This window comes from Burkholderia sp. ZZQ-2 (assembly GCF_050768715.1).
Taxonomy (GTDB): domain Bacteria; phylum Pseudomonadota; class Gammaproteobacteria; order Burkholderiales; family Burkholderiaceae; genus Burkholderia; species Burkholderia cepacia.
Genome location: NZ_LDVA01000291.1, coordinates 15535 through 27968 on the forward strand (window position 1 = coordinate 15535; position 12434 = coordinate 27968).

Annotated in this window: 10 protein-coding genes; 5 read left to right on the forward strand and 5 right to left on the reverse strand. The window is 67.4% G+C overall.

Going from position 1 to position 12434, the window contains the following annotated elements; genetic code table 11:
• Positions 1-137: 137 nt before the first annotated feature.
• A complete protein-coding gene (locus ABY44_RS24530) occupies positions 138-923 on the forward strand; it encodes a sulfite exporter TauE/SafE family protein (protein ID WP_059814847.1) in 786 nt (261 codons plus the stop codon).
• Positions 924-1025: 102 nt separating this feature from the next.
• A complete protein-coding gene (locus ABY44_RS24535; protein ID WP_060170075.1) occupies positions 1026-2363 on the forward strand; it encodes an epoxide hydrolase family protein in 1338 nt (445 codons plus the stop codon).
• A gap of 30 nt (positions 2364-2393) precedes the next feature.
• On the opposite strand, the gene ABY44_RS24540 is transcribed toward ABY44_RS24535, so the two are convergent.
• A complete protein-coding gene (locus ABY44_RS24540) occupies positions 2394-3041 on the reverse strand; it encodes a LysE family translocator (protein WP_021160723.1) in 648 nt (215 codons plus the stop codon).
• 110 nt (positions 3042-3151) lie between these two features.
• On the opposite strand from ABY44_RS24540, the gene ABY44_RS24545 reads away from it, so the two are divergent.
• Positions 3152-4003, forward strand: coding sequence for a LysR substrate-binding domain-containing protein (locus ABY44_RS24545; protein WP_027792175.1), 852 nt, complete (start codon positions 3152-3154; stop codon positions 4001-4003).
• A gap of 28 nt (positions 4004-4031) precedes the next feature.
• On the opposite strand, the gene ABY44_RS24550 is transcribed toward ABY44_RS24545, so the two are convergent.
• A complete protein-coding gene (locus ABY44_RS24550) occupies positions 4032-4925 on the reverse strand; it encodes a LysR substrate-binding domain-containing protein (protein ID WP_060170078.1) in 894 nt (297 codons plus the stop codon).
• A 153-nt stretch (positions 4926-5078) separates the two neighbouring features.
• Between ABY44_RS24550 and ydiJ the strand changes: the two genes are divergently transcribed.
• Complete coding sequence (gene ydiJ, locus ABY44_RS24555; RefSeq protein ID WP_060170080.1) at positions 5079-8138, forward strand: D-2-hydroxyglutarate dehydrogenase YdiJ; 3060 nt, start codon at positions 5079-5081, stop codon at positions 8136-8138.
• Between the two features lie 104 nt (positions 8139-8242).
• Here ydiJ and ABY44_RS24560 read toward each other — a convergent pair whose 3' ends face one another.
• The 3 genes from ABY44_RS24560 to ABY44_RS24570 all read right to left on the reverse strand — a co-directional run bounded on the left by ABY44_RS24560 (position 8243) and on the right by ABY44_RS24570 (position 11324).
• Entirely contained in the window at positions 8243-8545 is a 303-nt protein-coding gene (locus ABY44_RS24560; protein WP_059685469.1) for a hypothetical protein, read from the reverse strand.
• 87 nt (positions 8546-8632) lie between these two features.
• On the reverse strand, positions 8633-9787 hold the full coding sequence (locus ABY44_RS24565; protein ID WP_021160717.1) for a branched-chain amino acid ABC transporter substrate-binding protein: 1155 nt from the start codon (positions 9785-9787) through the stop codon (positions 8633-8635).
• A 637-nt stretch (positions 9788-10424) separates the two neighbouring features.
• On the reverse strand, positions 10425-11324 hold the full coding sequence (locus tag ABY44_RS24570; protein ID WP_027792171.1) for a DMT family transporter: 900 nt from the start codon (positions 11322-11324) through the stop codon (positions 10425-10427).
• 57 nt (positions 11325-11381) lie between these two features.
• On the opposite strand from ABY44_RS24570, the gene ABY44_RS24575 reads away from it, so the two are divergent.
• A complete protein-coding gene (locus ABY44_RS24575) occupies positions 11382-12374 on the forward strand; it encodes a LysR substrate-binding domain-containing protein (RefSeq protein ID WP_060170082.1) in 993 nt (330 codons plus the stop codon).
• Positions 12375-12434 lie beyond the last annotated feature (60 nt).

Consider the following 12434-nt stretch of genomic DNA (forward strand, 5'->3'; position numbering starts at 1 on the left):
GCATCGCCCCGGCATACCCATTGGAGAGGCAGTATGCATGGAACGCGTTCAACCCTGATCGCTCGCATGGCGGCGACGCAGCTTCGAGCCGGCTCGCGGCAGCCCGCCGTGTGGCGTTCCGTGTCGGCGAGTCGGCCATGACGGCCGCACCGGTCGCGGTGGGGCTGCAACTGACGCTGACCACCATCCTGATCGCGTTCGCGGGCGTGTTCGTGATCGCGTTCATGCGCGGCGCGTTCGGCGGTGGATTCGCGATCATCGGCATACCGCTGCTGTCGCTCGTGATGGACCCGGTGACCGCCGGCGGTCTGCTCGCTCCGCTGTTCATCGCGATGGATCTGTTCGCGCTGCGGTACTGGAAGCCTTCGACGTGGTCGAAGCCGGATCTCGTTCTGCTGCTGCCCGGGCTGGTGATGGGTATCGGATGCGGCTATCTGGCATTTCGGTTTCTCGACCATCGGGCCATCGAACTCCTGATGGCGGCGGTCACGCTGATATTCGTCGGCCTGTGGGTGGCCGGCGGCGCGCAGTTGACGGTCCGTCCGCGTTCGCGACCGAAGGCCGTGACCGCCGGTCTCGCGTCGGGCGTCACGACGATGGTCGCGCATTCGGGCGGGCCGCCGCTCGCGATGTACCTGCTGCCGCTCGGTCTCGGCAAGGAGATGTACGCGGGAACGACGAGTCTTTTCTTTACCGTGGGCAACGCGCTCAAGGCGGTGCCCTGGATGCTGATCGTGCGGCCGACCATGAACGTCTGGGCATTGATGGCGGTCTGCCTGCTCGCCGTTCCGGCCGGCGTGGTATTGGGCTGGCGGCTGCACGGCAGGCTGGACCAGCGCCTGATCTATCGGATCTGCTACGGATTGCTGGCGGTGACCGCGCTGAAACTCTTCTGGGACGGCGTTTCCGGCTATCTCGCGTGAAGCGGGCGCACTGGCGCCCGTTCCCGGTGCCGGTGCGAAGTTCTTGCGAGTGACCAGTAATCAGTAGTGCAGATGTCGTTCGTCCGACCAACAGGAACGTGTATGTCGACTGATACTTCTTTGCGGACGCCGTCGCGGCGTCATTTCATGGGCGTAGCCGCGACCGCCGCGGTGGCAGGTTCGTTGAGCCGCCTCACGTTTGCCGAAACCGAAACCGAAACGAGCCGGGCCGTCGTGGGCGTTGCCCGACCGGCCGGCGGCGACGCGTCCGCCGTGCGCCCGCTGCGGGTGCATGCGCCGGACGTGCAACTTGCCGAGCTGCGGCGGCGGATCAACGCAACGCGCTGGCCCGAACGGGAAGCGGTCGCCGACGCATCGCAGGGCGTGCCTCTCGCGACGATGCAGAAACTCGCGCGCTATTGGGCGACCGACTACGACTGGCGCAAGGTCGAAGCGACGCTGAACGCACTTCCGCAGTTCGTCACCCGGATCGACGGGCTCGACATTCATTTCATCCACGTTCGCTCGAAACATCCGGATGCGTTGCCCGTCATCGTCACGCACGGATGGCCCGGCTCGATCATCGAGCAACTGAAGATCATCGGGCCGCTGACCGATCCGACGGCCCATGGCGGCACGGCATCGGACGCGTTCGACGTGGTGATTCCATCGTTGCCGGGCTACGGGTTCTCGGGCAAGCCCGCTGCGACCGGCTGGGATCCCGTGCGCATTGCGCGCGCGTGGATCGTCCTGATGAACCGCCTCGGATACCGGCGTTACGTGGCGCAGGGTGGCGACTGGGGTAATGCCGTGACCGAGCAGATGGCGCTGATCGCGCCGCCGGAGCTCGTCGCGATTCACACGAACATGCCGGCCACGGTGCCGGACGATATCGCGAAGGCACTCAAGTCCGGTGAGCCCGCGCCCGCCGGTTTGCAGCCGGACGAACGGCATGCGTACGAGCAGCTCGATCGTTTCTACAGGCACGGCCTCGGCTATGCGCAGGAAATGGCGAACCGCCCGCAGACGCTGTACGGCATCGAGGATTCACCGGTCGGACTCGCCGCATGGATGCTTGACCACGACGCGAGCGGCCTCGCGCTCATCGAGCGCGTTTTCGATGGCCATACCGAGGGACTGACGCGCGACGACGTGCTCGACAACGTCACGCTCTACTGGCTGACCCGCACGGGTGTCTCGTCGGCGCGCCTGTACTGGGAGAGCAAGCTCGAATTCTTTGCGCCGAAGCGTGTGGCCATTCCGGTGGCCGTGAGCGTGTTTCCGGATGAAATTTACGCCGCGCCGAAGCGTTGGGCGCAGGCCGCGTATCCGAAACTGATTCACTACAACCGTTTGCCCAGTGGCGGGCATTTCGCGGCCTGGGAGCAGCCGAATGCGCTGTCGGAAGAACTGCGTGCGAGCTTCCGGTCACTGCGCTGAACGCATTCGCGCGACCGTATGATTCGCGGATCACGCCACACCTGCCATCCTCGACGCGTCGACCACCATCTGCACGCCGAGCCCGCCGAGGATGAGCCCCATCGCCCAGCGCTGGGCGAGCAGCAGCGTCGGGCGCCCGTGCAGGAACTTCGCGATGCTGCTGGAACAGATCGCCACCGTCCCGTTCGCGCAGGCGAATGCGGCGATCAGCAGCGAGCCGAGAAACAGCGACTGGCCGAGCACGCTGCCGTTCCGGTAGTCGATGAACTGCGGCAGCAACGAAATGAACAGCATCGCGAGCTTCGGGTTCAGCACGCTGGTCGTCGCGCCCATCGCGAGCAGCCGCAGCGGCCGCTCGCTGGGCAACGCCCGCACCTCGAACGGCGAGCGGCCGCCGGGCCTGACGGCCTGCCATGCGAGATACAGCAGGTACGCCGCACCGACCACGGCCAGCCCGCTGCCCGCATAGGGCACGCTCATGAACAGCGTCGTGATGCCGAACGCCGCGCCGAACATGTAGAACAGGTACCCGATCATCACGCCACCGAGTGAAATGAGCCCCGCCGTGCGGCCCTGCGCGATCGAGCGCGACATCACGTAGACCATGTTCGGCCCGGGCGTGACCGCGAGCATGCCGCCGATGACGAGAAACCCGTAGAGCGATCCGGACGTATGCATGTCTGACGATTCCTGCAACGAGTGAGTGCTGACGGGAATCATTGTCCGATCGTGGAGGCGAACAGTAAAACGGGATAAACTGAATCGATTGATCAGTTTTTCTGAATACGATGAAAAAGCTCGACCTCGATGTACTCGCGATGGTGGTGGCCGTCGCCGAATCCGGATCGTTCGCTCAGGGCGCGCAGGCCGTGCACAGGTCGCCGTCGGCGGTGAGCATGCAGATCAAGGCGCTGGAAGATGCGCTCGGCAAGCCGCTCTTCATCCGCGACACGCGCAACGTGACGCCGACCGGCGAAGGCACGATGCTTGCCGAATACGGCCGCCGGATGCTGGCGATGCGCGACGAGGCCTGGGCGTCGGTCGTGCGCCCGGAGATTCGCGGCCGCGTGACGATCGGTGTGCCCGACGACTACATTTCGTCGCTGCTGCCGCAGGTGCTCGGCAAGTTCGCCGCGATGCACCCGCGTGTGGAAGTGCGCGTGATCGGCCAGCCGAGCAGCGCGCTCGTGCCGATGCTGAAGGACAACACGGTCGACCTCGCGTGCCTCACGCGGATCAAGGGCGTGACCGGCGAGTTGATCCGGCTCGAACCGCTCGTGTGGGCCGGGTCGCCGAAACGCAACGTATGGGAGGAGCGGCCGCTGCCGGTGGCCTTTTTCACGCACGGCGGCAGCATGGCGCGCGATCAGGCGGTCAAGGCGCTGAACCGGCGGAAGATCCCGTACCGGATGTCCTACGAGAGCCCGAGCCACCTCGGCCTCCTCAGCATGGTGGAGGCCGGGCTCGCGGTCGCGCCGCTGGCGCGCTGCTGCATTCCCGATCATCTCGTGCAGCTGTCGGAAAGCCACGGGCTGCCGCCGCTGGGCGAACTCGAGGTCGTGCTCGCGCGCAGCGCGCAGTCCGCGCGCCCGCCGTGCGACTACCTGGCCGAGCAGATTCTCGGCGAATGGCGTACCTGAACGCGGGCAGCCCGCCGGCGGCCGTGTTTCAGCACGACTTCAGCAGCCATTCGCGGAACGCGACGAGCGACGGCAGCGTCTCGTTCCCCGGCGGATAGACAAGGTAGTAACTGCGCTGGCTGGTGATCGCGTCGCCGATCGACACGAGTTCGTTGCGGCCCAGCTCGTCTTCCACCAGCACCTTCGGCACCAGCCCGATTCCCATCCCGGCCCGCACGGCCTGGATCAGGTGCGACGTCAGCTCGAAGCTCGGGCCGATGCGCATCTGCCGATGGTCGAGCCGATAGTGCGAAAACCACTCGGCCCACGCCTGCTGATTGCTTGTCACGCCGAGCAGCGTCTGTTTCGCGGCCCACGCCGGCGAACGCGCGTCGGCCTTGCGGCGGCTGCCGGTGTCCGGCGGCGCAATCGCGATCAGGAACTCGTTGTACAACCGGTGCGCGTGCAGGCCCGGCCAGTCGCCCGCGCCGACGGTGATGGCCGCATCGAGGTCGTCGTTGAGGAAATCGATGGCGCCGATCCGCGAATGGAGGTGCACGGTCACGCCCGGATGTGCGGTGTAGAAGTCGTGCAGGTGGTGCGGCAACAGCCATTTCGAGCCGAACGTCGGCAAGGTGGCGAGCCGCAGCGTGCCGGCGCCCGCCTGGTGGGACATCGCCTGCAGCGTCGCGCCGCGGATGCGCCCCAGTGCGCCGCTCAGCTCGGCGAAGTAGCGGCGCCCGACCTCGGTCAGCTTCACGGAGCGGCCCTCGCGCCGGAACAGCGGCACGCCGAGTTGATCCTCGAGCGTCTGGACTTGCCGGCTGATCGCGCTCTGGCTCAGCGACAGCTCCTCGGCCGCGCGCGTGTAGCTTTCATGCCGCGCGGCGGCCTCGAACACGAGCAGCAGCGACATGGACGGGGTGAGACGACGGTAATTCATGAGTTTTATGCAATATTCGCCGGGTGAGAATTCGTTTGTTTCTCACGGAAATTCCAAAGATACTGGAATTCCCGGTCGCGCGGAAACTTGCCAAAAAATCATGTTTCGGAGCGCGCGAACCGGCCGGCTCCACCCACACTGCGCTTTTGCCCCATGTCGATCGCCTCGTTGCCCCGTCCCGCCAGCCCGCCCGCGAATGCGTACCGTGACTTTCTCGCCGCGCTGCGGGCCGCCGGATTCGCCGGGGAGATCCGCGCGGACCATGCGAACCGGACGGTGCAGGCCACCGACAACTCGATCTACCAGCGCCTGCCGCAAGCGGTGATCTGCCCCGCGCATGCCGACGACGTCCAGCTGCTGGCACGGCTGCTCGCCGAGCCCGCGCATCGCGACGTCGCGGTGGCCGCGCGCGGCGGCGGCACGGGCACCAACGGGCAGTCGTTGACCGACGGCGTGGTCGTCGACCTGTCGCGGAACATGAACCGGATCCTCGAAATCGACGTCGAGCGCCGCTGGGTGCGCGTGCAGGCGGGCGTCGTCAAGGATCAGCTCAATGCGGCGCTGAAGCCGCACGGGCTGTTTTTCGCGCCGGAACTGTCGACGTCGAACCGCGCGACCGTCGGCGGGATGATCAACACCGACGCGAGCGGGCAGGGCAGCTGCACGTACGGCAAGACGCGCGATCACGTGCTCGAACTGGATTTCGTGCTGATGGGCGGCGAGCGGCTGCACAGCGACGCACTCGATGACGAAGAACTGGAGCGCCGCTGCGCGCGGCAGGACCGCATCGGCAAGGTCTACCGCACCGCGCGACGCATCAGCGACGACAAGGCCGCGCTGATCGAAGCGAAGTTTCCGAAGCTCAACCGCTGCCTGACCGGCTACGACCTCGCGCACCTGCGCGAACCCGACGGCCGCTTCAACCTGAACAGCGTGCTGTGCGGCGCCGAAGGTTCGCTCGGCTTCGTCGTCGAGGCGAAACTCAACGTGCTGCCGATCCCGAAGTATTCGGTGCTGGTCAACGTGCGCTACGCGGGCTTCATGGATGCGCTGCGCGACGCGCGCGCACTGCTCGCGCACGAGCCGCTGTCGATCGAGACGGTCGACTCGAAGGTGCTGATGCTCGCGATGAAGGACTTCGTGTGGAGCAGCGTCGCCGAGTATTTCCCGCAGGACGACGCGCGTCCGACGCTCGGCATCAACCTGATCGAATTCAGCGGCGACGACGCGGACGACGTCGACGCACGCGTGCGTGCATTCGTCGAACATCTGCGCACCGATACCGGCGTGGAGCGCCTGGGCCACACGCTCGCGGCCGGCGACGACGCGGTGAAGCGCGTGTATGCGATGCGCAAGCGCGCGGTCGGCCTGCTCGGCAACGTGCAGGGCGAGGCCCGCCCGCAGCCGTTCGTCGAGGACACCGCGGTGCCGCCCGAGAACCTCGCCGCGTACATCGCCGAATTCCGCGCGCTGCTCGACGGTCACGGGCTGCAGTACGGGATGTTCGGCCACGTCGACGCGGGCGTGCTGCACGTGCGCCCGGCGCTCGACATGAAGGACCCGAAGCAGGCGGCGCTGGTGCGGCCCGTGTCGGATGCGGTGGCCGAACTCACGCAGCGCCACGGCGGCCTGCTGTGGGGCGAGCACGGCAAGGGCGTGCGCTCCGAATATGCGCCGGCGTTCTTCGGCGAGCTGTATCCGTCGCTCCAGCAGCTGAAGGCCGCGTTCGATCCGCACAACCAGTTCAACCCGGGCAAGATCGCGACGCCGCCGGATCACACGATGCGGCTGCTGAAGATCGACGAAGTGCCGACGCGCGGCGACCACGACCGGCAGATCGACGAGCGCGTGTGGCAGAGCTACGGCACGGCGATGCACTGCAACGGCAACGGCGCGTGCTACAACTTCGATCCGGACGACGCGATGTGCCCGTCGTGGAAGGCGACGCGCGAACGCGTGCAGTCGCCGAAGGGGCGTGCGTCGCTGATGCGCGAATGGCTGCGCCTGCAAGGGCAGGCCGGCGTCGACGTCGTCGCGGCGGCGCGCGCACGGCAGCCGTTCCTGCGCGGCCTGGCCGCGCGCTGGCGCAACAGCCGCGCGGCACGCAACGGCGAGGCCGATTTCTCGCACGAGGTGTACGACGCAATGGCCGGCTGCCTCGCGTGCAAATCGTGCGCCGGGCAGTGCCCGGTCAAGGTCAACGTGCCCGAATTCCGCTCGCGGTTTCTCGAGCTGTATCACCAGCGCTACCTGCGGCCGGTGCGCGACTACCTGATCGGCTCGCTCGAATTCACGATGCCGTGGATGGCGCGCGTGCCCGCCCTGTACAACGGGCTGATGCGCGCCGGTTGGGTGCGCACGCTGCTCGAGCGGCACGTCGGCATGGTCGACAGCCCGCTCCTGAGCCGCTTCGATCTCGCGGCCGTGATCCGCGAATGGCGCGTGAAGCCGGCCGACCCGCGGGCGCTCGCCGCGCTGAGCGACGCGCAGCGCGCACGCAGCGTCGTCATCGTGCAGGACACGTTCACACGCTATTTCGATACCGAGCAGCTGGCGACGCTGATCGAGCTGGCGGCGCGCACGGGTTTTCAGGTGTGGCTCGCGCCGCTCGCGCCGAACGGCAAGGCGCTGCACGTGCAAGGCTTCTTGCTCGCGTTCGAGAAGGCGGCGATCCGCAATGCCGGGCAACTGGCGGCGCTGGCGCGCTCGGGTGTCGCGCTGGTCGGCCTCGATCCGGCGATGACGCTCACGTATCGGCAGGAATACCTGAAGGTGACGGGGCTCGCCGATGTGCCGAAGGTGGCGTTGCCGCAGGAATGGTTGCTGCAAGCGCTGCCGGAAGCGGACGCGGGCGGCGTGCCGCGCGTCGCCGGTTCTTACCGGTTGCTGCCGCACTGCACCGAGAAGACCAATGCACCCGACAGCGGCAAGCAATGGGCACAGGTGTTTGCACGACGCGGGCTGCGTTTGCAGGTGCAGGCAACCGGGTGCTGCGGGATGTCGGGCACCTACGGGCACGAAGCGCGCAATCTCGAGACGTCGAAGTCGATCTATGCGCAGTCGTGGGCGGCGCACGTCGATGCGGTGGATGTGGAGGGCGAGGCGCTGGCGACCGGCTATTCATGCCGCAGCCAGGTGAAGCGGATGTCTTCGAAGCAGGTGCGCCATCCGTTGCAGGCGCTGCTCGATCACGTGCGGGCGGCGGGAGGATGATCGGGCGTCGCGTGGCGCGGTGCCCGTGAGACGACTTCCGTTCCGGCGTTGAGCGGCAAGCGGCAAGCGGCAAGCGTTGAGCCGCTGTCGACGCATGCCTGCGCTCAGGCGTCGGTCTTCGTCGTTTTTCTGGAACGCGGCTTGTCCGCCGCAGGAAATACGCCGCCGCCGCGCGGCCGTTTCGGTTCGATCCGCATCTGCCGGATCACGCGCCGGAAATCGATCTCGTGCGCGGCCAGCGTGCCGATCAGTTTCGCGATGACCGCGAGGTGGGACGGGACGGTGCCCTTGCTCGAATAGTTCGTGATCGAACTTTCGTTCATCCGGATCAGGCGGGCGAACTCGCGCGCCGTCAACTGTGCCTTTCTCAACTCCTGTTGGAATTCCGCATACGCCATTGCGCACATGATGCTTCGTCTCCGTGAATCAGAAATCGGCCCGCGCGGCGCCGGCGCCGACGGGTGGCGTTCCCGTCGTGCCGGCGCCGCGGCGGGTTACATCTTCACCTGGTCGAGGAAGGTCTTCTTGCCGCTCTTGTAGCCGTAGATCGAGATGATCCCGTGCGTCAGGTCGCCCTTCGCATCGAAGGTCGTCGTGCCGATCACGCCGTCGTACTTCGTCGCCGGCATCGCCGCGAGGATCTTCGCCGGGTCGGTCGAGTTCGCGCGCTTCATCGCGTCCACAGCGATGTAGACCGCGTCATACGCGAACGGCGCATCGAACTTGATGCCCTGGTTGAAGCGCTTCTGGTACTTCGCGAGGAAGTCCGCGCCGCCGGGCATCTTCTCGAGCGCGGCGCCCGCCTGCGAGCACAGCACGTTGTCGGCCGCCGGGCCGGCCAGTTCGGCCAGCGAGTCGGTGCACACGCCGTCGCCCGACAGGATCTTCGCGCGCAGGCCGAGCTGCTTCGCCTGCTTCGCGAGCGGGCCGCCGGTGGCGTCCATGCCGCCGTACATGATCGCGTCCGGGTTCTCGCCCTTGACCTTCGTCAGGATCGCGCGGAAGTCGACGGCCTTGTCGTTGGTCGCGTCGTGCGACAGCACCTTCAGGCCGAGCGCCTTCGCCTTCTTCTCGAACTCGTTCGCGAGGCCCTGGCCGTATGCGGTCGAATCGTCGATCACCGCGACGCTCTTCACGCCCTTCGCCTGCGCGTAGCTCGCGAGCGCCGGGCCTTGCTGCGCGTCGGTCGCGACCACGCGGTACGTCGTCTTGAAGCCTTGCTGCGTGTAGGTCGGGTTCGTGGCCGACGGCGAGATCTGCACGATGCCCGCGTCGCTGTAGATCTTCGACGCCGGGATCGACGTGCCCGAGTTCAGGTGGCCGATCACGGCGACGACCTTGTCGTCGACGAGCTTCTGCGCAACCTGCGTGGCCTGGCGCGGGTCGGCCGCGTCATCCTGCGCATCGAGTTGCAGCGTGATCTTCTTGCCGCCGATCGTCAGGCCCTTTGCGTTGATTTCCTCGACCGCGAGGCGCGCGCCGTTCTCGTTGTCCTTGCCGAGGTGCGAGATGCCACCCGTCGTCGGTTCGACGCTGCCGATCTTGACGACCTGGTCGGCCATCGCGCCCGACGCGGCCGCGAATGCGGCGGCAGCCAGTGCGACGGTGATCAGGGGTTTGCAGCGCATGCCGACAGTGCTTCGTTCCATCTGCCATCTCCGATTTGAATGATCTTTCTATTGGACGTCTCGACCGTCCGACGGCGAGGCCGGGGCGATCGGATGAGTCTCCATACCCGTCATGGGTTTCACTTGCATCGTGTCCTGCCCGTCGGCGTGATGCCCGGATGAGCGGCCCGGGGCCTGACAGCGCGCAATTCGTATGAATATATATGAAGCCGATTTTGCGCGCTGCAGCGAATCGCGTCACGGGGCCGGCGCGGCAAGGCCGGCGCCCGAAATCCGAAAGCGCCGGATGCCGGAAATCGTGCGCCGCGGCACGCGATGGATTGCGATTCGCTGTCGACGGCCTTACGGCCGCATCCATTATTCGGCCGGCGGCCGGGGCGAAGCCATGGACACTGATGCGCGGTCAATCCGGAACTGTTCGGTCGATTTGTCTGCACAGTTTGGAACGTTGTGATTGCGCGTCCGGTTGAGCTGCCGGGTTTCATCGGGATCGATGCCCCTATTGATGCAACTAACGGTCGAGCCCCGGCGGCGCTGGCGAACTGGCGCGAGTCGGCAGCCCGCGCCATTCGATCGGCTTTGCAGATGTCGGGGTTCATCCGACCGGCTCGCTTGACGAGCGTCGGGCCGACTGTGCCGGCCCGATGCGGCGTTGCGCCTAAGCGCGTCCGCGCAACGCCACGAAGATCACGCCGGCGATCGCCAGCAGGCCGCCGCACACCGTCTCGATCCCGGGCCGCTCGCCCGTCAGCGCCATCGACAGGGCCGTCGCGACCGCCGGCGTCAGATAGAGGAAGTTGGCGGCGCGCGCCGCGCCGAAGTAGCCGAGTGCGAAGGTCCAGGTCGCGTAACCCAGCGCGGCCGGGAATATGCCGAGCATCAGGACGGCCAGCGTCGTGTCGCGCGATCCGCTCTCCAGCGCCCCGAGCGCGCCGGGCAGCCACGGCGTGAGCAGCAGCGCGCCGGCCAGCAGCGTGTAAGCGGTGCAGGCCAGCGCGCCGTATACCGGAATCAGCCGCCGCTGCAGCACGAAATAGCTGGCCGAACACAGGGCCGCGCCGAGAATCAGCGTGCTGCCCGCGCCGAGGACGAGGCCGCCCGGCTGCCCGCGCGCGATTACCGCGATGCCGGCGAGGCTGACGAGCGAGCCGAGCCAGCCCCAGCGATTGAAGCGCTCGCCGAGAAACACGGCGGCCAGCAGGGCCGTGAAGATCGGCAGGGTGTTCACGATGAAGCTCGCCGCGCCGGCGGACACGGTTTGCTCGCCGGTATTGAGCAGCGCGTTGTACAGCGCGATGCCGAGAAAGCCGCACAGCAGGAAGCGCAGCGCATCGCTTCGGGTCGGCACGCGCGGCCGCCGCGCCACCAGCCACGCGACGATCAGCACGGCCGCGGTGGCGAAGCGTGCCGCCGCGAGCTGAAGCGGGGTCAGGCCATGCAGGCCGATCCGGATGAACGGGAAAGCGGACGCCCACGAAACGATCGTGAAGGCGACCGCGCCGGCCGCGACCAGCGGCTGCCGCGCAGCGCGCGACGACGGTGTGGAGAGTGTGTTCATGCGGCGATGATGCGGCGTCGCGAGATGTTAAGCTAGCGCACAGATCAGCATCCGGATATGAAGATGATTCACAGCTCGAGCCGGCGGCCGGTCGGCGCTTCAGCCCGCGCGAAACAGCGCGCGGCGGCGTTGCCCGCCGCGACGCCGACGCCGGCGCCGGGTTCGCGGCCGCCGCTCGCGAGCCTGGAGACGGTGTGCACGGTCGCGCGCGAGGGTTCGTTCCTGGCCGCCGCCGACGTCTCCGGCGTGACGCACGGCGCGATCAGCCGGCGGGTGGCCGCCGTTGAAAACTGGCTCGGCCTGAAGTTGTTCGAACGTCATGCGCGCGGCGTGCGCCTGACGCCGGACGGGCAGCGCTTCGTCGGCCGGATCGAACAGGCGTTCGCGATCATCGACAGTGCGGCCGATCAGTGGCGTTCGCCGCGTGCGCCGCGACTGGTCAGGATGAGCGTGGTGCCGGCATTCGCGCAGCTGTGGCTGTTCGAGCGGCAGCATGCGCTCGAGAGCGAGGCGCCCGCGTTGCAGATCGAACTCGGCATCGATCTTCGCAACGTGGATATCGCCGGCGGCGAAGCGGACCTGTCGATCCGGTACGGGCGCGGCAACTGGCGCCAGCTCGAAACCCGTGCGTTCATGCCGGAGCGGCTCTATCCGGTCGCGCATCCGCGGCTCGCCGCGCAACTGGCTGCGGAGCGCCGCCGGCGCGGCGATGCCGCGTTGCTCGACATGCCGTTGCTGCACGATTCCGATGTGACCGGCTGGCGCACGTGGTTCGATGCCCTGGGCGTGCCGTTCAAGCCGCGCGCGCAGGACCGCCGGTTCGAGGATTACAACCTCGTGCTGGCCGCGGCCGAGGCTGGGCTCGGCGTGGCGCTGGCGCGCGTACCGCTTGCCGACGCCTATCTCAAGCGCAGCGAACTCGTGCGCGTGAGCCGCCACGAGGTCGATTCGGTGCTCCGGTATTACTTCGTGCACGCGAAGGGGGAGAATCGGCCGGAGGTGCTGGCGTTGATGGAGCGGATGCGGGCGGCGGTGGCGGCAGGCACCTGATCGAAATGGAAATGGTCGTGGCGACCCGCCACGGCGGGCCGGCTGCTGCGAAGGACGCGG

Excerpts from the sequence above, each read along its gene's own strand:
- ABY44_RS24530 (WP_059814847.1), top strand. The coding sequence starts at position 138 with ATGACGGCCGCACCGGTCGCGGTGGGGCTGCAACTGACGCTGACCACC.
- ABY44_RS24535 (WP_060170075.1), top strand. The coding sequence starts at position 1,026 with ATGTCGACTGATACTTCTTTGCGGACGCCGTCGCGGCGTCATTTCATG.
- ABY44_RS24540 (WP_021160723.1), bottom strand. The coding sequence starts at position 3,041 with ATGCATACGTCCGGATCGCTCTACGGGTTTCTCGTCATCGGCGGCATG.
- ABY44_RS24545 (WP_027792175.1), top strand. The coding sequence starts at position 3,152 with ATGAAAAAGCTCGACCTCGATGTACTCGCGATGGTGGTGGCCGTCGCC.
- ABY44_RS24550 (WP_060170078.1), bottom strand. The coding sequence starts at position 4,925 with ATGAATTACCGTCGTCTCACCCCGTCCATGTCGCTGCTGCTCGTGTTC.
- ydiJ (WP_060170080.1), top strand. The coding sequence starts at position 5,079 with ATGTCGATCGCCTCGTTGCCCCGTCCCGCCAGCCCGCCCGCGAATGCG.
- ABY44_RS24560 (WP_059685469.1), bottom strand. The coding sequence starts at position 8,545 with ATGTGCGCAATGGCGTATGCGGAATTCCAACAGGAGTTGAGAAAGGCA.
- ABY44_RS24565 (WP_021160717.1), bottom strand. The coding sequence starts at position 9,787 with ATGGAACGAAGCACTGTCGGCATGCGCTGCAAACCCCTGATCACCGTC.
- ABY44_RS24570 (WP_027792171.1), bottom strand. The coding sequence starts at position 11,324 with ATGAACACACTCTCCACACCGTCGTCGCGCGCTGCGCGGCAGCCGCTG.
- ABY44_RS24575 (WP_060170082.1), top strand. The coding sequence starts at position 11,382 with ATGAAGATGATTCACAGCTCGAGCCGGCGGCCGGTCGGCGCTTCAGCC.